This window comes from Promicromonospora sp. NPDC050262 (assembly GCF_040655935.1).
In the GTDB taxonomy this organism is placed as follows: domain Bacteria; phylum Actinomycetota; class Actinomycetes; order Actinomycetales; family Cellulomonadaceae; genus Promicromonospora.
The window spans coordinates 104,717-124,040 of record NZ_JBFAKX010000002.1; the positions used below are offsets into that span (position 1 = coordinate 104,717).

General features: G+C 72.2%; 17 protein-coding genes. 12 read left to right on the forward strand and 5 right to left on the reverse strand.

The window, feature by feature from the left end; genetic code table 11:
* Nucleotides 1-31 precede the first annotated feature (31 nt).
* The 12 genes from AB0I29_RS03900 to AB0I29_RS03955 all read left to right on the forward strand — a co-directional run bounded on the left by AB0I29_RS03900 (nt 32) and on the right by AB0I29_RS03955 (nt 12,397).
* On the forward strand, nt 32-1,045 hold the full coding sequence (locus AB0I29_RS03900) for an ABC transporter substrate-binding protein (RefSeq protein WP_357478280.1): 1,014 nt from the start codon (nt 32-34) through the stop codon (nt 1,043-1,045).
* A gap of 5 nt (nt 1,046-1,050) precedes the next feature.
* The gene (locus AB0I29_RS03905) at nt 1,051-2,325 is read left to right on the forward strand and encodes an LLM class flavin-dependent oxidoreductase (RefSeq protein WP_357478282.1); all 1,275 of its coding nucleotides are present in this window, start codon (nt 1,051-1,053) and stop codon (nt 2,323-2,325) included.
* 32 nt (nt 2,326-2,357) lie between these two features.
* On the forward strand, nt 2,358-3,473 hold the full coding sequence (locus AB0I29_RS03910; RefSeq protein WP_357478284.1) for an LLM class flavin-dependent oxidoreductase: 1,116 nt from the start codon (nt 2,358-2,360) through the stop codon (nt 3,471-3,473).
* Nucleotides 3,473-4,591 (forward strand): LLM class flavin-dependent oxidoreductase, encoded by a 1,119-nt coding sequence (locus AB0I29_RS03915; protein WP_357478286.1) that lies wholly within the window; start codon nt 3,473-3,475, stop codon nt 4,589-4,591. Before AB0I29_RS03910 ends, AB0I29_RS03915 begins: the two co-directional genes overlap by 1 nt.
* A complete protein-coding gene (locus tag AB0I29_RS03920) occupies nt 4,588-5,781 on the forward strand; it encodes an LLM class flavin-dependent oxidoreductase (protein ID WP_357478288.1) in 1,194 nt (397 codons plus the stop codon). Before AB0I29_RS03915 ends, AB0I29_RS03920 begins: the two co-directional genes overlap by 4 nt.
* Before the next feature lie 189 nt (nt 5,782-5,970).
* A complete protein-coding gene (locus AB0I29_RS03925; RefSeq protein ID WP_285102299.1) occupies nt 5,971-6,870 on the forward strand; it encodes a DUF1684 domain-containing protein in 900 nt (299 codons plus the stop codon).
* Between the two features lie 112 nt (nt 6,871-6,982).
* Nucleotides 6,983-7,963 (forward strand): DNA-binding protein WhiA, encoded by a 981-nt coding sequence (gene whiA, locus AB0I29_RS03930; RefSeq protein WP_285102297.1) that lies wholly within the window; start codon nt 6,983-6,985, stop codon nt 7,961-7,963.
* A gap of 257 nt (nt 7,964-8,220) precedes the next feature.
* Nucleotides 8,221-9,225: a type I glyceraldehyde-3-phosphate dehydrogenase gene (gap, locus tag AB0I29_RS03935; protein ID WP_285102295.1), complete on the forward strand. Its 1,005-nt coding sequence runs from the start codon at nt 8,221-8,223 to the stop codon at nt 9,223-9,225.
* Nucleotides 9,226-9,351: 126 nt separating this feature from the next.
* Nucleotides 9,352-10,551, forward strand: a complete 1,200-nt coding sequence (locus AB0I29_RS03940; RefSeq protein WP_357478291.1) for a phosphoglycerate kinase — start codon at nt 9,352-9,354, stop codon at nt 10,549-10,551.
* Between the two features lie 57 nt (nt 10,552-10,608).
* Entirely contained in the window at nt 10,609-11,379 is a 771-nt protein-coding gene (gene tpiA / locus AB0I29_RS03945; protein WP_285102476.1) for a triose-phosphate isomerase, read from the forward strand.
* Between the two features lie 358 nt (nt 11,380-11,737).
* Nucleotides 11,738-11,980: a preprotein translocase subunit SecG gene (gene secG / locus AB0I29_RS03950; protein ID WP_020014806.1), complete on the forward strand. Its 243-nt coding sequence runs from the start codon at nt 11,738-11,740 to the stop codon at nt 11,978-11,980.
* Nucleotides 11,981-12,034: 54 nt separating this feature from the next.
* Entirely contained in the window at nt 12,035-12,397 is a 363-nt protein-coding gene (locus AB0I29_RS03955) for an RNA polymerase-binding protein RbpA (RefSeq protein WP_285102292.1), read from the forward strand.
* Nucleotides 12,398-12,489: 92 nt separating this feature from the next.
* Here the strand turns inward: AB0I29_RS03955 and pgl are convergent, their stop codons facing one another.
* From pgl to tkt, 5 genes are read right to left on the reverse strand one after another with little or no spacing between them, the layout of a single operon-like run.
* Nucleotides 12,490-13,260, reverse strand: coding sequence for a 6-phosphogluconolactonase (gene pgl / locus AB0I29_RS03960; RefSeq protein WP_357478293.1), 771 nt, complete (start codon nt 13,258-13,260; stop codon nt 12,490-12,492).
* The gene (gene opcA, locus AB0I29_RS03965; protein ID WP_285102289.1) at nt 13,260-14,189 is read right to left on the reverse strand and encodes a glucose-6-phosphate dehydrogenase assembly protein OpcA; all 930 of its coding nucleotides are present in this window, start codon (nt 14,187-14,189) and stop codon (nt 13,260-13,262) included. Before opcA ends, pgl begins: the two co-directional genes overlap by 1 nt.
* The gene (gene zwf, locus AB0I29_RS03970) at nt 14,189-15,751 is read right to left on the reverse strand and encodes a glucose-6-phosphate dehydrogenase (protein WP_285102288.1); all 1,563 of its coding nucleotides are present in this window, start codon (nt 15,749-15,751) and stop codon (nt 14,189-14,191) included. Before zwf ends, opcA begins: the two co-directional genes overlap by 1 nt.
* Nucleotides 15,748-16,896 carry a transaldolase gene (tal, locus tag AB0I29_RS03975; RefSeq protein ID WP_357478296.1) on the reverse strand — a complete coding sequence of 383 codons (1,149 nt, stop codon included), beginning with the start codon at nt 16,894-16,896 and terminating at the stop codon, nt 15,748-15,750. The genes zwf and tal overlap by 4 nt, the downstream gene beginning before the upstream one ends.
* Nucleotides 16,897-16,936: 40 nt before the next feature.
* Nucleotides 16,937-19,042, reverse strand: coding sequence for a transketolase (gene tkt, locus AB0I29_RS03980; RefSeq protein ID WP_285102285.1), 2,106 nt, complete (start codon nt 19,040-19,042; stop codon nt 16,937-16,939).
* Nucleotides 19,043-19,324: the final 282 nt, after the last annotated feature.

Here is a 19,324-nt window from a genome sequence, read left to right on the forward strand (position 1 = left end):
CGCCCCGGAAACTGCCCCGAGAGGAACCACCGTGACCGTCTCCCGACGAGCCGTCCGCACCCGTCTGCTCGCCCTGGCCGCCGTACCGCTGCTCGCCCTGACGGCCGCCTGCTCGGCCGCCAGCACCGAACGGCCCGAGGCGGACGACGCCGCCGGCCTCGCCGAGAACGCCCCCGAGTCGGCCGGCCTGCAGGTCAGCACCAGCCCCGACCAGGACCGCGTCCGCACCACCGAGTCCGCCGAGGCCGTCGCGCTGCTGCCGGACGAGTGGGCCGACAAGGACGAGATCACCGTCGCCGTGAGTGCCAGCGGCTCCCCGCCCCTGGTCTTCCTCGCCGACGACGACAAGACGCCGATCGGCCACGAGACCGACATCGCGCAGCTCGTCGCCGACGCCCTCGGCAAGGACGTGAAGCTCGAGGTGAAGGCCTGGGCCGACTGGCCGCTCGCCCTCCAGTCGGGCGACGTCGACGCCGTCATCTCCAACATCACCGTGACCGAGGAGCGCAAGGAGACCATCGACTTCTCCAGCTACCGCGTCGACGAGCTCGGCTGGCTCACGGCCGCCGACTCCGACCTGACGATCGAGAAGCGCGAGGACATCGCGGGCAAGGTCGTCGGCGTCGGCTCCGGGACCAACCAGGAGAAGATCCTGCTCGAGTGGGACCGCCTCAACCAGGCCGACGGCCTGGAGCCCATCCAGGGACCCGAGTACTACGAGCAGCTCTCCGACGTGCTGCTCGCCCTCCAGTCGGGCCGCGTCGAGGCCTACGTGGGGCCGAACGCCGTGCTCGCCTACCAGGCCGCGGTCTCCCCGGAGGACTTCAAGGTGGTCGGCACCCTGAACGGCGGCTGGCCCGACACGGCGCAGATCGCGGTCGCCACCAAGAAGGGCGGCGGCGCCGCCGAGGCGGTCACCGCCGCCATCGACCACGCCATCGAGGACGGGTCCTACCAGCAGGTGCTGGAGCGCTGGGGCCTCGAGGTCGAGGCCGTGGACCGCTCCGAGACCAACCCGCCCGGCCTGCCCAAGACCGAGGAGTGAGCCGCATGACCGAACCGACCACCGACCGCACCACCCGGGTGCCCCTGTCCGTCCTCGACCTCGCCCTCGTCGCCGACGGTTCGACCGGCGTCGAGGCGATCCAGCGGGCCGTGGCGCTCGCGACCGACCTCGACGCCCTGGGCTACCACCGGGTCTGGTACGCCGAGCACCACCTCGCGCCCGGCGTCGCCTCGGCGTCGCCGGCGGTCCTCGCGGCCGCCGTCGCGGCACGCACCTCACGCATCCGCGTCGGCTCCGGGGCGGTGCTGCTGTCCACGACGTCGCCCCTGATCGCCGCCGAGCAGTTCGGCACCATCGCGGCCCTCCACCCCGGGCGGGTCGACCTGGGGCTGGGCCGTTCGTTCACGGTGCCGCCGTCGGCCGCCGCCGCGACCGGGGGCGACGAACGTAGGAACAGTCGCGCCAAGGCGGCCGAGAACCCGATCAGATCTACGTTCGACGGCGGACGGGCAGCGGCCGGAGCCGGGGACGTACCGCGGCTCGTGGACGGGCTCTACGTGCCGCCCGCACCGCCGAACGGGTTCAACGACCCCGCGCTGCGCGAGCGGATCCTCGCCCAGCAGGAGGTGATCGGCGTGCAGCGCCAGCCCGCCGACTTCCGCGAGGAGGTCGAGCTCGTGCTCGACGTGCGGCGCGGCACCTACCAGGACCGGAACGGCGGCGCCTACACGAGCCCGCCCGTCGAGGGGGCGCAGTTCGACCTCTGGCTCCTCGCGTCCAGCGGGGGCGAGAGCGCCCGGGTGGCGGGCGAGCTCGGCCTGCCGCTGGCGGCCAACTTCCACGTCAGCCCCGCCACGGTGCTCGACACCGTCGCCGCCTACCGGGAGGCGTTCCGGCCCGGCGTGCTGGAGGAGCCGTACGTCATCGTCTCGGCCGACGTGCTCGTGGCGCAGACCCTGGAACGCGCCCGCGTGCTCGCCGAGCCGTTCGCCGACTGGGTGCTGTCCATCCGGCGCGGCGAGCGCGGCGCCATCGCCTACCCGTCGCCGTCGGCCGCCACCGCCTGGACCGACCGGCCCGACTCCGAGCGCGCGCTGGTGGCCGACCGGGTCGACACGCGGATCGTGGGCGACCCGGAGACCGTCGTCGAACGCCTCGAGACGCTCGTGCGCGTCACGGGCGCCGACGAGCTGCTCGTGACCACCGCGACCCACGACCCCGCCGAGACGCGCCGCTCCTTCGAGCTGCTGGCCCACGCCTGGGGCGGCGCCGACCGGGCCTCCGCCCCGGACACCGGACGGGTGGCCAGCGGGGTCTGACGACGTACCCGTACCGAACGAAGGAGAACCCCATGCCCGTCGAGTTCCTCGGCATCGCCGCGACCAGCGACGCCTCCGAGACCACCGCACGCACCACCAAGCCCTTCGACCCCGAGTACCTGGTCCGCATCGCGCGCGCCCACGCGGACAACGGGTGGACCCGCATCCTGTTCGCCTACGGCTCCTCCGGGCCCGAGCCGGCGGCGCTCGCCGCGCACGTCGCCGCGCACGTGCCGGGGATCGAGCTGCTGCTGGCGCACCGGCCCAACGTCTCCTACCCGACGTACGCGGCCAAGACGTTCGCGACCCTGGACCAGCTCTCGGGCGGGCGGCTGTCGGTGCACTTCATCTCGGGCGGCAACGACCACGAGCAGGGCCGGGAGGGCGACACCCTCACCAAGGACCAGCGGTACGCCCGCACCCGCGAGTACATCCAGATCGTGAGGCGCGCCTGGACCAGCGCGGAGCCGTTCGACCACCACGGCGAGTTCTACGACCTCGACGACTTCGTGCTGGACGCCAAGCCGGTCGACGGCCACGTGCCCACCATCTCGTTCGGCGGATCGTCCGAGGCGGCCTACCCGGTGGGTGCCGCCGAGGCCGACATCTACGCCGTCTGGGGTGAGCCGCTGGACCGCACCGCAGAGCAGATCGCCCGCGTGCACGCCGAGGCCGCCGCGGCGGGCCGGGCGACGCCGCCGCGCATCCACGCGGCGTTCCGGCCGATCATCGCGCCGACCGAGGAGCTGGCCTGGGAGAAGGCGCACGGCATCCTGGGCCGGATCGAGGCGCGCAAGGCGGCTCAGGGCGGCGTGCTGAGCCGCCGGCACCCGATCGACAAGCCGGAGAACGCGGGCTCCCAGCGCCTGCTGGAGATCGCCGCCCAGGGTGAGCGGTTCGACACCGCGCTGTGGACCGCAACCGCGAAGGCCACGGGCGGCGCCGGGAACTCCAACGTGCTGGTCGGTACGCCGGAGCAGGTCGCGCAGGCGCTGCTGGCGTACTACGACCTGGGCGTGCGGGTCATCTCGGCCCGCGGCTACGACCTGCTGGACGACGCGATCGACTTCGGCCGGTACGTCATCCCGCTGGTCAAGGAGGGCGTGGCCGAGCGCGACCGGGCGGCGGCGCAGGAGGTGGCCGCCTGATGCGCTTCCAGGTCCTGGACATCGCGTTCAACCCGCCGCACCCCGTCACGGGCCAGGAGGTGCCGCCCGCAGACCGGCTGAACCGGATCGTGGACACGGCGGTGCTCGCCGAGGAGCTCGGCTTCGACTCCTTCGCCGTGGGGGAGCGGCACGCGGGCCCGGTGCTGTCGTCGGCCCCGACGGTGCTGCTCGGCGCCATCGCCGCCCGCACCTCCCGCATCCTGCTGTCCACCGGCGTCACCGTGCTGTCCCTGCATGACCCGATCCGGCTCGCCGAGGACCTCTCGACGGTCGACCAGCTCAGCCGCGGCCGGCTGGAGATCGTCATCGGCAAGGGCAACGAGGACCTCCAGTACCCGCTGCTCGGCCTGGACATCACCAAGCAGTACGAGTACCTGCGGGAGAACTACGAGCTGCTGCGGCTGCTGCTGTCCACCGAGGACGTCACGTGGGAGGGCCGGCACCGCCACCGGCTGGAGCACGCGACCACGCTGCCGCGCCCGTTCGGGGGGCCGTTCCGCATCTGGCACGGCTCGGCGACGTCGCAGTTCGCCGTCGACCTGGCGGCCGAGCACGGCGACCCGATCGTCAGCGCGAACGCGCTGCAGCCCCGCGGGAACTACGCGGTGCTCATCGACCGGTACCGCGAGCGGTATGCCGCCGCGGGGCACGACCCGGCGTACGGGTTCGTGGGTGCCGGCTCGGGCGGCCTGTTCCTGGCCGACACCACCGAGGAGGCCGTCGAGCAGTACCGGCCCATCTACGAGGGCCAGGTGCGCCAGCAGGACGCGCGCAAGCACGCGCCGGGCGCCGTCGGCAAGGTGACCAGCTTCCGCACGCTGGAGGACGCCGTGGAGCGCGGGCCGGCCCTCGTGGGCTCGCCCGAGCGGGTGGCCGAGAAGATCCTGGACTACCACGGCTCGTTCGGGCACGTGCTGCAGGCGGTGTCGGTGAACCACCTGCTCGAGCCGGCGCGCCAGGAGGACGTGCTGCGGCGGTTCGCGGCCGAGGTGGTGCCGCTGGTCCGGGCGGAGGTGACCACCGACCTGTGGGGCCCGCGCGACGAGCGGCGGGCGGCGGGCTTCACGGCCGGCGAGCCGGCGGAGGCCGTGGCGTGACGGCGGAGCGCCGCCCGGCCGGCGTGCACTGGTTCCTGCCCACCAACGGCGACGCCCGCGGCATCGTCGGCAGCGCGCACGCCAAGGAGTCGCACGGCGGCACGGGCGTCACCGGCCTGCGGTCGCCCACCGTGGAGTACCTCGGCGAGGTCGCGCGGGCCGCGGACCGCCTCGGGTACGACGCCGTGCTCACCCCGACCGGAACCTGGTGCGAGGACGCGTGGCTCACCACGGCCGCCCTGGCGCAGCAGACGGAGCGGCTGCGGTTCCTGGTCGCGCTGCGGCCCGGGCTCGTCTCGCCCACGCTCGCCGCGCAGATGGCGGCCACGCTGCAGCGCTTCGCGGGCGGGCGGGTGCTCCTCAACGTCGTCACGGGCGGCGACGAGGTCGAGATGCGGCGGTTCGGCGACTGGCTCGACCACGACGAGCGGTACGCCCGCACGGCCGAGTTCCTGAGCGTGCTGCGCGGCGTCTGGTCCGTGGGGTCGCCCGGCGGCCCGGCGTCGTTCGACCACACCGGGCGGCACTACCGCATCGAGGGCGCGCGGAGCCTCGCGCCGCCCGACCCGACGCCGGAGATCTGGTTCGGCGGCTCGTCCGACGCCGCGCTCCCGGTCGCCGCCGAGCACGCGGACGTCTACCTGACCTGGGGCGAGCCGCCGGACCAGGCGCGCCGCAAGATCGAGCGGGTCCGCGAGCTGGCCGCCGCGCGCGGACGCACCCTGCGGTTCGGCGTGCGGCTGCACGTGCTGACGCGGGACCGGTCGGCCGACGCGTGGGCGGTCGCGCAGCGCTGGCTCGACGAGCTGGCCCCGGAGCAGGTCGCCGACGCCCAGCGCGTCCTGACCACCTCGGGCTCCGTGGGGCAGCGGCGGATGGCCGCGCTGCACGACGGCGGCCGGCTCGCCGCCACGGGCGACGCCCGGGACCTGGAGATCCACCCGGGGCTGTGGGCCGGCGTCGGGCTGGTGCGCGGCGGCGCGGGGACCGCGCTCGTGGGCAGCCACGAGGAGGTCGCCGACCTGGTGGCGGAGTACCACGCCGCCGGCCTCGACGAGTTCGTGCTGTCCGGCTACCCGCACCTGGAGGAGGCGTACTGGTTCGCCGAGGGGGTGCGCCCGCTCCTGGACGCCCGGGGCATCACGGCGCCGGCCGCGCCGGCGGGTGCCGTGCGCGGTGTGCTTCGTTGACACTCCTGGAGGAGCGACGTAATTTCGTGCGCGGCGATCTCCGACCGATCGAATGTCGATTCGACCGGTTGGTTATCGCGTGCCGCGACTTCACCCGCGGTGCGGGACAACCAGTGCGGCCTCCAGTTCGTCATGTGCGGTGGGGGCCCTCGCCGGCGCACGCCGGCACCCCGACCGGGAGGACATGACATGACCGAGGCTCTGCAGGCCGCCACGTCCGGTACGAACGTCGCCGAGGAGGCCGTTCGTGAGCACGCCGCCTGGCGTGCGGACCGGGAGCGTGAGCTGCGCGAGCCGCACGGCTGGCTGAGCCCGACGGCGCTGCTGTGGCCCACCGCGACGCCGTCGCGCCTGCCCGGGGTGCCCGGCGAGTGGTGGGTCGCCGACGGTGTGCTGCGCACCCAGCCGGTCCCGGGGGACACGACGGTGCTGGTGGGCGAGGACATCGAGCCCGACGGTCCGACCGTGGTCGGCGTCGGCGAGGGCCGCGGCCGCGTCGTGGGCACCTTCCTGCCCGAGGGCCGGGACGGCTCCGCCGGGCCGGACGACGCGAAGGTCGCCGTCGAGGTGATCGTGCGCACGGGCCGCTACGGCGTGCGGCTGCGCGACCCGCAGGCCGCCACGCGCACTGCCTTCGCGGGCGTCCCCGCGTTCGACTACGACCCCGCCTGGGTGCTCGACGTGCCCGTGCGCTGGTACGACGAGCCCGAGCCCGTCACGGTCGGTGCGGCCCGGCCCGGCCTGGTGCACCACGTCGAGGTGCTCGGCGAGGTCGACGTCGTGCACGGCGGCCGGTCGGCCACGCTCGCGCTGACCGGCACCCTCACGTCGCCCACCGTGCTGTTCAGCGACGAGGCCGACGGCGTGGCGCCCTGGCGGGCGCTCCAGGTCTCGACGACCGACGTCACGACGACCGACGGGACGGCGCAGGACGAGCCGGCCCCGGCGCCGTCGGGCACGCTGCGCCTGGACCTGAACCGGGCGGTGAACCTGCCGCACGCCTTCACGGACTTCGGCACGGGTGCCGCGCCGCTCGCGGGCAACCACCTGCCGTTCGCGGTCACCGCCGGGGAGAAGGCGCCGCGATGAGGGCATCTCGTGGAAAGCGGATCTACCGATGAGGCGACACGCCGGGACAATTCGCCCGAGTTTCCGCGATTCCACCGGGTTACCGTGCACATGACCATGGCAGGATGACGCCATGGCGCTCACGGGACAGGTCAAGGAGGAGCTCGCGCGGGTGCGGGTGGCGAAGACGTCGTGCCGTAAGGCAGAGGTCTCCGCGACGCTGCGGTTCTCGGGCGGCCTCCACATCATCTCCGGTCGGGTCGTGATCGAGGCCGAGCTCGACACGGAGTCGGCGGCGACCCGGCTGCGGCATGCCATCCACGACCTGTACGGGCACACGAGCGAGCTCATCGTGGTGCAGGCCGGCGGCCTGCGGAAGAGCTCGCGGTTCGTGGTGCGCGTGGTGCGCGAGGGCGAGTCGCTCGCCCGCCAGACCGGCCTGCTCGATGCCCGCGGCCGCCCCGTGCGCGGCCTGGCACCCGAGGTCGTGTCCGCCGGTGTCCCGGAGGCCGAGGCCGTGTGGCGCGGCGCGTTCCTGGCGCACGGATCCCTGACCGAGCCCGGCCGGTCCATGGCGCTCGAGGTGACCAGTCCCGGGCCGGAGGCCGCGCTCGCGCTCGTCGGCGCGGCCCGCCGCCTGGGCGTGGCGGCCAAGTCCCGCGAGGTGCGTGGCATCGACCGCGTCGTGATCCGCGACGGCGACTCCATCGGCCGCATGCTGGAGCGGATCGGCGCGCCCGAGACGCTCAAGGTCTGGGAGGAGCGCCGCGAGCGCCGCGAGGTGCGCGGCACGGCGAACCGGCTGGCCAACTTCGACGACGCGAACCTGCGCCGGTCCGCGCGGGCCGCGGTGGCCGCGGGGGCGCGCGTGCAGCGGGCGTTCGAGATCCTGGGTGACGAGCTGCCGGAGCACCTGCGGCAGGCGGGTGAGCTGCGCCTGGCGCACAAGCAGGCGTCGCTGGAGGAGCTGGGCCGGCTGGCCGAGCCGCAGCTGTCCAAGGACGCGGTGGCGGGCCGGATCCGCCGGCTGCTGTCGACGGCGGACAAGCGCGCCCTGGAGCTGGGCATCCCGGACACCGAGGCGGGGCTGTCGGCGGACCTGCTCGATCTGTGATCCGTTTTTGTGGGAAAGGACAGAACCGGGAGTTCCAGGCTGTCCGGCTCGGGTCACGGTTCGGCACGGTTCGGGTATAGGCTCGAAATCGTCAGGTGACGACGCCGTGACCATCGCGTTTCCCCTTCGGGTCGTCGCGGGGTCGCGGCGCCCGGAAACACCCTGGCAACGCACTGACTGTCGGGCATCGACGGCAGTGGCGTCAGATCCAAGGAAACGTGTGCGCCGGGACGGCCGGCGCCCCTGAGGAGGGCATTGTGACCATCCGCGTCGGCATCAACGGCTTCGGCCGTATCGGCAGGAACTTCTACCGGGCTCTCGTGGAGTCGGGTGCGGACATCGAGGTCGTGGGCGTCAACGACCTCACCGACAACAAGACGCTCGCGCACCTGCTCAAGTACGACACGACGCTGGGCCGCTTCGGCAAGTCGGTCGACTTCGACGACGACAACATCATCGTGGACGGCAAGAAGATCCGTGCGCTCGCCGAGCGCGACCCCGCGGCCCTCCCCTGGGGCGAGCTGGGTGCGGACATCGTCATCGAGTCCACGGGCTTCTTCACGGACGCCACCAAGGCGAAGGCGCACATCGACGCCGGCGCCAAGAAGGTCATCATCTCGGCCCCGGCCAAGAACGAGGACGCGACGTTCGTCATGGGCGTCAACCACGAGCAGTACGACGCCGCGGCGCACCACATCATCTCGAACGCGTCGTGCACCACGAACTGCCTCGCCCCGCTGGCGAAGGCCCTGAACGACTCGATCGGCATCGAGCGTGGCCTCATGACCACGATCCACGCCTACACGGGTGACCAGAACCTGCAGGACGGCCCGCACAGCGACCTCCGTCGCGCCCGCGCCGCCGCGCAGAACATCGTGCCGACCACCACGGGTGCCGCCAAGGCCGTCGCCCTGGTGCTGCCGGAGCTCAAGGGCAAGCTGGACGGCTACGCCCTGCGCGTGCCGGTCATCACCGGCTCGGCCACGGACCTCACGTTCGAGGCGCCCCGCGACGTCACCGTCGAGGAGGTCAACGCCGCGGTCAAGGCCGCCGCCGAGGGCCCGCTCAAGGGCATCCTGGAGTACGTGGACGACGAGATCGTGTCCTCGGACATCGTGACCAACCCGCACCAGAGCATCTACGACTCGAAGCTCACCAAGGTGATCGGCAACCAGGTCAAGGTCGTCTCCTGGTACGACAACGAGTGGGGCTACTCGAACAGCCTCGTCTCGCTCACCGTGTTCGTCGGCGAGAAGCTCTGACCGCTTTCTCACCAGCGTGAACTCCGACGTCCGCGTGCGCATCGGCCAGCCGGCGCACGCGGACGTCGTCATGTGACGGAAACCCCGACCGGCCTCCTGGCGGCCGGTCCCCGACCTGGAGTGCTCATGAAGACCATCGACTCCCTCGGCGACCTGCGCGGCAAGCGCGTCCTGGTCCGCTCCGACTTCAACGTGCCGCTGGACGGTACGAAGATCACCGACGACGGCCGCATCCGCGCCGCCCTCCCCACCCTGACGCGGCTGACCGACGCCGGTGCGCGCGTCGTCGTCCTGGCCCACCTGGGGCGCCCCAAGGGCACGCCGGACCCGCAGTACTCCCTGGCGCCCGTCGCCGCCCGCCTGGGCGAGCTGCTCGGCCAGGACGTCGCCCTCGCGCAGGACCTCGTGGGTCCCTCGGCGAAGGCCACGGTCGAGGCCCTGGCCGACGGCCAGGTCGCCCTCCTGGAGAACGTGCGGTTCGACGCGCGCGAGACCTCCAAGGTCGACGCGGAGCGCGCCGCGCTCGCCGGTGAGCTCGCGCAGCTCGCGGACGCGTTCGTCTCCGACGGTTTCGGCGTGGTGCACCGCAAGCAGGCCTCCGTGTACGACATCGCGCAGGTGCTGCCCGCCGCGGCCGGCGACCTGGTGCTGAACGAGGTCGAGTCGCTGTCCAAGGCGACCGGCGACCCGGAGCGCCCCTACGCGGTGGTGCTCGGCGGCTCCAAGGTGTCGGACAAGCTGGGCGTCATCGCGAACCTGCTGACCAAGGCGGACCGCCTGCTCATCGGCGGCGGCATGGTCTTCACGTTCCTCGCGGCCAAGGGCCAGTCGGTGGGCAACAGCCTGCTGGAGGCCGACCAGATCGAGACCGTCAAGGGCTACCTGGCCACGGCCGAGGCCAACGGCGTCGAGATCGTGCTGCCGGTGGACATCGTCGCGGCGGACTCGTTCGCCGCGGACGCGCCGCACCAGGTGGTCGCGGCCGACGCGATCCCGGACGGCACCATGGGCCTGGACATCGGCCCCGAGTCCGGCAAGCTGTTCGCCGGCAAGCTGGCGGACGCGAAGACCATCGCCTGGAACGGCCCCATGGGCGTGTTCGAGTTCGAGGCGTTCGCCGACGGCACCAAGGCCGTGGCGCAGGGCATCGTCGACGCGACGGCGGCCGGCGGGTTCTCCATCGTGGGCGGCGGCGACTCCGCGGCCGCGGTGCGGGTGCTGGGCTTCGACGAGGCCGGGTTCAGCCACATCTCGACCGGTGGCGGCGCGAGCCTGGAGCTGCTGGAGGGCAAGGAGCTCCCCGGCCTGACCGTCCTCGCCGACTGACCTGACGTACCTTCGAAGAGAAAGAAGAAGCACGTGGCTACCACCCGCACGCCGCTGATGGCGGGCAACTGGAAGATGAACCTGGACCACCAGCAGGCGATCAGCACGGTCCAGAAGCTCTCCTGGACCCTGAAGGACGCCAAGCACGACTACGCGGCGGTGGAGGTGGCGGTCATCCCGCCGTTCACCGACCTGCGTTCGGTGCAGACGCTCGTCGACGCCGACAAGCTGGAGATCGTCTACGGGGCCCAGGACGTGTCCAAGCACGAGTCCGGCGCCTACACGGGCGAGATCTCCGGCACGATGCTGAAGAAGCTGGGCTGCACCTACGTGGTGATCGGCCACTCGGAGCGCCGCGAGTACCACGCGGAGTCCGACGACGTCGTGAACGACAAGGTGCGTGCCGCGTTCGCGCACGGCCTGACGCCGATCCTGTGCGTCGGCGAGGGCCTGGAGGTCCGCAAGGCGGGCAACCAGGTCTCGTACACCCTCGCGCAGGTCGAGGCCGCGCTGGCCGACGTGCCGGCCGAGCAGGTCGCCAAGATCGTCATCGCCTATGAGCCCGTCTGGGCCATCGGCACCGGCGAGGTCGCGACCCCCGACGACGCGCAGGAGGTCTGCGGCGCGATCCGCCGGGTGCTGGGCGAGCTGTGCGACCCGGGTGTCGCCGACGGCGTCCGCGTCCTGTACGGCGGCTCCGTGAAGTCGGGCAACGTCGCGCAGATCATGGCGCAGCCCGACGTCGACGGCGCGCTGGTGGGCGGCGCGAGCCTCGACCCCGAGGAGTTCGCGAAGATCGCCCGCTACCAGTCCCACGTCGTCGCCTGAGACCAGAGCGCAGCGCAGGGTGAGGGCCGAGGAACGAGGCACTCGCCCGGAGCGGAGCGGCGGTCTCAGGCGACAGAAAATACAGTCTGAGACCTGATCGCTGAGCACCCTCCCTGACATGTCAGACCCACAGCTCACCCCGGTGACCTGTGGGTCTGACACGTAGGGCAGGGCGCACGTTTCCCGCAACCTGCCTGAGGTACCCTCACACGGGCGTGACGTTCCAGGTGCCACTCCCTTTTCGGGGCTTTCCCAGGCCTGATCAGGGGGTTCGCAATGTGAGGTACGTCTCGCTTATTCTTGACCGAATCCGCCGCCGGGGATCGCCCTGGCACATCTACAACCGAGGACGTGAACCGTGGACGCGCTCCGCATCATCCTGGAAGTCCTGCTGGTCCTGACCAGTGGCTTTCTCACCATGCTCATCCTGCTCCACAAGGGCAAGGGTGGCGGTCTGTCCGACATGTTCGGTGGCGGTATCTCGATGGGCGCCGGTTCGTCCGGCGTGGCCGAGCGGAACCTCAATCGCATCACAATCGCCTTCGCCCTCGTGTGGGCCGTGGTGATCGTCCTGCTCGGACTCATCCAGAAGGTCAGCTGACCCGGTCGCCAAGCGCCTAGCAGCTGACGGCCACACACAGAGGGGACGACAGACGTGGCATCAGGCGGTCATGCGATTCGGGGGAGCCGGGTAGGCGCCGGCCCCCTCGGGGAGACGGAGCGGGGCGACACCGCCCCGCGCATCCGAGTTTCTTACTGGTGTGCCAACGGGCACGAGACGGCACCGAGCTTCTCGGTGGGCGAGGACGTCGAGGCGCCCACGCAGTGGGACTGCCCGCGGTGCGGCTTCCCCGCGGGGATGGACCCGGTGAACCCGCCGGCTCCCGTGCGGAACGAGCCGTACAAGACGCACCTCGCCTACGTGAAGGAACGCCGGTCCGACGAGGACGGCGCGGCCCTCCTGGAGGAGGCGCTGGAGGCACTGCGGGTCCGCCGTGGTGGCCGCGTAGCACGCTAAGAGTTTTTCGCGGCGAAGCAGTCGTACACAAAGAGGTAGCCACCCGGTTCGCACCGGGTGGCTACCTCTTTCTGCACGACCGGCCCGTGCGACTACGTCGCCGTCGTCGCGCCCGCGGCCTCCAGGTCCAGCAGCCACAGCGTCCGTGCCTGCCCGACGGCGCCCGCGGCGGGCACCTCCGTGACCGGGTCGCCGGCCAGGGCCGCCGCCACGCGCTCCGCCTTCTCGGCGCCCGCCGCCACGACCCACACCTCACGGGCGGACCGGATCGCGTCGAACGTCAGCGAGACCCGCTCCGGCGGCGGCTTGGGCGAGCCGTGCACGCCCGTCGTCGTGCCCTGCGCGTCCAGTCCCTCGTGACCGGGGAACAGGGAAGCGACGTGGCCGTCCGGGCCCATGCCGAGCAGCAGGACGTCGAACGCCGGGACGCCGCCCGCCTCGCCCTCGTGCTCGGCCAGCAGCGCCGCGTAGGCCGCCGCGCCCTCCTCGGGCGTGGCGACCGATGTCGGCCCCGGCATCGGGTGGACGTTGGCCTCGGGGAGCCCGTGCTCGGTGACCAGGCCGTCGAGCAGGGCCTCCCGGGCCTGCGTCTCGTTGCGGTCCGGGTCGCCGTCCGGCAGGAACCGCTCGTCGCCCCACCACAGGTGCACGCCCGACCAGTCGATCGCCGGCACGAGCGGGCTCGCGGCCACCGCCGCGAGCGTCGCGATGCCGACCGTGCCACCCGTGAGCACGACGTGCACGGGGGAGCGCACCGACTGCACGTCCAGGACGCGCGTCAGCAGGCGTGCGGCCGCGGCCTGCGCGAGCACCTCCTTGTCGGGGTGCACCACGACGAGCCGCACCCCGGACGCCTCGGTCATCAGGCCGCCGTCCGGTTGGTGACCTGGCCCAGACCCCGCGTGAGGACCTCCTCGAAGACCTCGTCCGGGTCGAGCCGGCGCAGCTCCTCGATCAGGGCCTCGTTGAGCGCGCGGATCGGCAGGGCGATCCGGCGTGCGGGCTTGCCCGGCTGGGTGATCGTGACGGTGCGGCCGTCCGGCCGGTCGAGCACGATGGGGCCGCTCTTGCGCTCCAGCACCACCCGCGTGATCGCGTCGTCGCTGGCGGTGCGCACCACCTCGGCCGGGCAGTTCAGCCGGGCGCCGAGCCAGGCCGCGAGCAGGTCGAGCGACGTGTGCTCCTTCTGCCCCTCGACCGTCACGGAGAGCACGGGCTCGAAGGGCGGCTGCTCCACGGCCGCCGCGATGAGCGCCCGCCACAGGGTGACGCGCGCCCACGCGAGGTCGGTGTCGCCGGGGGCGTAGGTCCCGGCGAGGTTGCCGAGCATCTCCTCCGGGTTCTTCGCGGTGGTGCTGTCGATGATCCGGCGGGTCGCCATGGCGCCCACCGGGTCCTGCGACGGCACCGCCGGCGCCTCCCGCGGCCACCAGGCCACGATCGGTGCGTCAGGCAGCAGCAGCGGCATCACCAGCGTGTCCGTCCGCTCCAGGAGCGGGCCGAAGGCGCGCAGCACCACCACCTCGGAGGCGCCGGCGTCACCGCCCACGCGGATCTGCGCGTCGAGCCGGGAACTGGTACCGCGCGCCGCCGGTGCGACGACGATGACGCGGCACGGGTGCTCCCGGCTCGCGTCGTTCGCGGCCTCGACCGACTCCTCGACGTCACGCTCGTCGGCCAGCACCACGAGGGTGAGCACGCGGCCGAGGGCCACCGCACCGCCCTCGTCGCGCAGGCGCACCAGACGCTTGTTGACGTCGTTGGTCGTGGTGTCCGGCATGTCGATGATCATCAGGGCCTCCTCCAGGTCCTGCCGTCGCGCTCCATCATGGCGTCGGCCGACGGCGGACCCCAGGTGCCGGAGGCGTACGGCTCCGGCTGACCCTTGCGCGCCCAGTAGGACGTGATCGGGTCGAGGATCTTCCAGGACAGCTCGACCTCCTCGCGCGTCGGGAACAGCGGCGGGTCGCCGAGCAGCACGTCGAGGATGAGCCGCTCGTAGGCCTCGGGGGAGGACTCGGTGAACGAGTGCCCGTACCCGAAGTCCATCGTCACGTCGCGCACCTGCATCGCCGTGCCCGGCACCTTGGCGCCGAACCGCATGGTGACGCCCTCGTCGGGCTGCACGCGGATGACCAGGGCGTTGTTGCCGAGCTCGGACGTCAGCGACGTCTCGAACGGGAGGTGCGGCGCCTTCTTGAACACCACGGCCACCTCGGTGACGCGGCGGCCCAGGCGCTTGCCGTGCCGCAGGTAGAACGGGACGCCCGCCCAGCGGCGGTTGTCGACGTCGACCCGGATCGCGGCGAAGGTCTCCGTGGTGGAGTCCTTCGCGATGCCGTCCTCCTCGAGGAAGCCGGGCACCTCCTCGCCGCCCTGCCAGCCGGCCTCGTACTGGCCGCGGGCCGTGTGCTTGCCGAGGTCACGGGGCAGACGCACGGACGAGAGCGCCTTGATCTTCTCGGCACGCAGCTCGGCGGCGTCGAAGTTGACGGGCTCCTCCATGGCCACCAGCGCCAGGAGCTGGATCAGGTGGTTCTGGATGACGTCGCGTGCGGCGCCGATCCCGTCGTAGTAGCCGGCACGGCCACCGATGCCGATGTCCTCGGCCATGGTGATCTGCACGTGGTCCACGTAGTTCGAGTTCCAGATGGGCTCGAACATCGTGTTCGCGAAGCGCAGCGCCAGCAGGTTCTGGACGGTCTCCTTGCCCAGGTAGTGGTCGATGCGGAACACCGAGTCCGGGTCGAAGACCTTCGACACCACGGCGTCGAGCTCCTTGGCGCTGGCCAGGTCGTGCCCGAACGGCTTCTCGATGACGACGCGCCGCCAGGCGTGCACGCCGTCACCGTCCGCGTCGTCGTCGGGACGCGACAGCCCGTGCTTCGAGAGCTGCTCGCACACCACGGGGAACGCGGCCGGCGGGACGGACAGGTAGAACGCGTGGTTGCCGCCGGTGCCGCGCTCCTTGTCGAGCGTCTCGACGGTCTCCCGCAGCCGCTCGAACGCGGCGTCGTCGTCGAAGGACCCGTGCACGAACCGGATGCCCTCGGCGAGCTGACGCCACGTCGCCTCCCGGAAGGGAGTGCGGGCGTGCTCCTTGACGGCGTCGTGCACGACCTGGGCGAAGTCCTGGTCGTCCCAGTCCCGGCGGGCGAAGCCCGTCAGGGCGAAGCCCGGCGGGAGCAGGCCGCGGTTGGCCAGGTCGTAGACGGCGGGCATGAGCTTCTTGCGCGACAGGTCACCCGTCACGCCGAAGATCACGAGCCCGCTGGGGCCCGCGATGCGGGGCAGTCGCAGATCGAGAGGGTCGCGCAGGGGGTTGACCCCCTGCGCGATCTTGGCCGGCCTCACCGCTCGCCGGCCTCTGCACCGGCCCCGTCGAGACCGGCCTTGGTGGTCGTCAGGAGCTCGTCCCAGCTGACCTCGAACTTCGTCACGCCCTCGTCCTCCAGCTGTGCGGTCACCTCGTCGATCGAGATGCCCTGCGCCTCGACGGCCGCGATGGTCGCGGCCGCCTGCTCGGCCGAGCCGGTCACGGTGTCGGCCAGCACGATGCCGTGGTCGGCGAAGGCGTCGAGCGTCTTCTCCGGCATCGTGTTGACGACGCCGGCGACGACCAGCTCGTCGACGTACATCGTGTCGCGGTAGGAGGGGTCCTTGACTCCGGTCGACGCCCACAGCGGGCGCTGCGGCTGGGCGCCGGCCGCCGCGAGGGCGGCCCAGCGCTCACCGGCGAAGACCTCCTCGTAGGCGGCGAACGCCAGCCGGGCGTTCGCGATGGCGGCCTGGCCGCGCAGCGCGAGCGCCTCGTCCGTGCCGACGGCGTTCAGCCGCTTGTCGACCTCGGCGTCCACGCGGGACACGAAGAACGACGCGACCGAGCCGATCACGGACAGGTCGTGGCCCGCCTCCTTGGCCTGCTCCAGGCCGGCCAGGAACGCGTCCATGACCGCCCGGTACCGCTCGATCGAGAAGATCAGCGTCACGTTGACGCTGATGCCCTTGGCCAGGGTCGACGTGATGGCCGGGAGGCCCTCGACCGTGGCGGGGATCTTGATCATCACGTTCGGCCGCGCGACGGTCTCCCACAGCCGGACGGCCGTGGTCTCCGTCGCCGCCGTGTCGCGGGCCAGCCGCGGGTCCACCTCGATGGACACGCGGCCGTCCACGGCGGCGGTGGCGTCGTAGACGGGGCGCAGCAGGTCCGCCGCGTCCCGTACGTCGTCCGTGGTGATGCGCTCCACGGCCGACTCCACGTCGGACCCGGCCAGCTCGGCTAGCGTCTCCGCGTAGGCGTCGCCGTGCGCGAGCGCCGCCGCGAAGATCGTCGGGTTGGTGGTCACGCCCACGACGTTCCTGCTGGTCATGAGCTCGGCGAGGTTGCCGGTGCGCAGGCGCTCACGGGACAGGTCGTCGAGCCAGATGGCGACACCCGCCTCGGACAGCCGCTCGGTGGGGCTGACGTTCTCGCCGCTGTCGCTGGTGCTGTCAGTCATCGTGCCCTTCCTCTCTCGTGTCCAGGTGTTCCGGCGCGGTTCAGGACGCCGCCTCGATCGACTCCTTGGCGGCCTGGGCGACCGCCTCGGAGGTGATGCCGTACTCGGCGTAGAGCGTCTTGTAGTCCGCCGACGCGCCGTAGTGCTCGAGCGAGACGATGCGGCCGGCGTCGCCGACCACCTCGCGCCAGCCCTGCGCCACGCCCGCCTCGACCGAGACACGGGCCTTCACACCGGATGGGATGACCGACTCGCGGTACGCCTCGTCCTGCTTGTCGAACCACTCGCGCGAGGGCATGGAGACCACGCGGGCCCGCACCCCGTCGGCCGCGAGGATCTCGCGCGCCTCGACGGCGAGCTGCACCTCGGAGCCGGTGCCCACCAGGACGACGTCGGGCGTGCCCTCGGTGTCCAGGAGCACGTAGCCGCCCTTGAGGGTGCCCTCGGCGCCGGCGAAGCCGTCGGTGCCGCGCGGGTAGGTGGGCACGTTCTGCCGGGTCAGCACGAGGCCGGCCGGGTTCTTCGTGTTCTCCAGGATGCCGCGCCAGGCCCAGGCGGTCTCGTTCGCGTCGGCCGGGCGGACGACGTCGAGGTTCGGGATGGCCCGCAGCGCCGCGAGGTGCTCCACCGGCTGGTGGGTCGGACCGTCCTCGCCGAGGCCGATCGAGTCGTGCGTCCACACGAACGTGGTCGGGATGCTCATGAGCGCGGCGAGGCGCACCGAGGCGCGCATGTAGTCGGCGAACTGCAGGAACGTGCCGCCGTAGGGGCGCGTCAGGCCGTGCAGCACGATGCCGTTCAGGATCGAGCCCATGGCGTGCTCACGGATGCCGAAGTGCAGGGTGCGGCCGTAGGGGTCGCCCGGGAACTTCTTGGTCGCGTGCTCGGTCGGCACGAACGACGGCACGCCGTCCATGGTCGTGTTGTTCGAGCCGGCGAGGTCGGCCGAGCCGCCCCACAGCTCGGGCAGCACGTCCTTGAGCGAGGTCAGGACCTTGCCCGACGCCGCACGGGTCGCGACGCCCTTCTCGCTCGCCTCGAACTCCGGCAGGGCGTCCGTCCAGCCCTCGGGCAGCTCGGACGAGCGCAGGCGCTCCAGGAGCGCGGCCTGCTGCGGGTTCGCCTCGGACCAGGCCGCGAAGGCCGTGTCCCAGGCCTCGCGCTCCGTGGCCTGACGCTCGCCGACGGAACGCGTGTACGCGAGCACCTCGTCGTCGATCGTGAAGGTGGCCTCGGGGTCCAGGCCGAGCGCGGACTTGAGGCCCTTGACCTCGTCGGCGCCCATGGCCGAGCCGTGGATGCCGCCCGTGTTCTGCTTGGTGGGCGACGGCCAGCCGATGATGGTGCGCAGCGCGATGATCGACGGCTTGCCGGTCTCGGCCTTGGCGGCGTCGATCGCCGCGGCCAGCGCGTCGGTGTCCTCCGCGTAGCCCTCGCCGCCCGAGGTCCAGTCCACGCGCTGGGTGTGCCAGCCGTAGGCCTCGTAGCGCTTCAGCACGTCCTCGGTGAACGCGATGTTGGTGTCGTCCTCGATCGAGATCTTGTTGTCGTCCCAGATCAGGATGAGGTTGCCGAGCTGCTGGTGGCCCGCGAGGGACGAGGCCTCGGAGGTCACGCCCTCCTGCAGGTCGCCGTCGGAGGCGATGACGTACACGTGGTGGTCGAAGGGCGACTCGCCGGGGGCGGCGGCCGGGTCGAGCAGGCCCCGCTCGCGGCGCGAGGCGAACGCCATGCCGACGGCGGAGGCGAGGCCCTGGCCCAGCGGGCCCGTCGTGATCTCGACGCCCGCGGTGTGGCCGAACTCCGGGTGGCCCGGGGTCTTGGAGCCCCAGGTGCGCAGAGCGGCGAGGTCTTCCATCTCGAGGCCGTAGCCGGCGAGGAAGAGCTGCAGGTAGATCGTCAGCGACGAGTGGCCGGCGCTCAGCACGAACCGGTCGCGACCCTGCCAGTGCGGGTCGGACGGGTCGTGGCGCATGGCCTTCTGGAAGAGGAGGTACGCGGCCGGCGCGAGCGAGATCGCGGTACCGGGGTGTCCGTTGCCCACCTTCTCGACGGCGTCCGCGGCCAGCGCCTTGATGGCCTTGACCGCTCGCTCGTCGAGCTCCGACCACTCCAGGGGCTTCAGCACGGGGTCGAAAGCGTTCACGAGTCCTCTTTCTCTCCGCCGTCGACCCTCGTCCTTGTCCGGAGAGCGGACGCGCTGGAGAGCCGCGCAGCGTGCGTGCGGCGGCGGCGGGATGCCGGCCGCCCTTCGTTCGATGGCGTCAACAACCCTATACGCGCGCGTAATCCGTTGCGCAGGGCTGTCCACGGACTGTTCGTCCCAGGATGCGGTGGACAAATCTCACACGCTCGTCCGGGAGCGCGGTGCGCGACCCGGTCACCCCGCGACGTACCATGGGCACGCACCCGACCGGCAACAGCGCCG

Bases quoted from the DNA above. Each gene is read 5' to 3' on its own strand.
- tpiA (WP_285102476.1), top strand. From the start codon at position 10,609: ATGGCGGGCAACTGGAAGATGAACCTGGACCACCAGCAGGCGATCAGC.
- AB0I29_RS03915 (WP_357478286.1), top strand. From the start codon at position 3,473: ATGCGCTTCCAGGTCCTGGACATCGCGTTCAACCCGCCGCACCCCGTC.
- AB0I29_RS03940 (WP_357478291.1), top strand. From the start codon at position 9,352: ATGAAGACCATCGACTCCCTCGGCGACCTGCGCGGCAAGCGCGTCCTG.
- pgl (WP_357478293.1), bottom strand. From the start codon at position 13,260: ATGACCGAGGCGTCCGGGGTGCGGCTCGTCGTGGTGCACCCCGACAAG.
- opcA (WP_285102289.1), bottom strand. From the start codon at position 14,189: ATGATCATCGACATGCCGGACACCACGACCAACGACGTCAACAAGCGT.
- AB0I29_RS03905 (WP_357478282.1), top strand. From the start codon at position 1,051: ATGACCGAACCGACCACCGACCGCACCACCCGGGTGCCCCTGTCCGTC.
- whiA (WP_285102297.1), top strand. From the start codon at position 6,983: ATGGCGCTCACGGGACAGGTCAAGGAGGAGCTCGCGCGGGTGCGGGTG.
- AB0I29_RS03910 (WP_357478284.1), top strand. From the start codon at position 2,358: ATGCCCGTCGAGTTCCTCGGCATCGCCGCGACCAGCGACGCCTCCGAG.
- tal (WP_357478296.1), bottom strand. From the start codon at position 16,896: ATGACTGACAGCACCAGCGACAGCGGCGAGAACGTCAGCCCCACCGAG.
- AB0I29_RS03925 (WP_285102299.1), top strand. From the start codon at position 5,971: ATGACCGAGGCTCTGCAGGCCGCCACGTCCGGTACGAACGTCGCCGAG.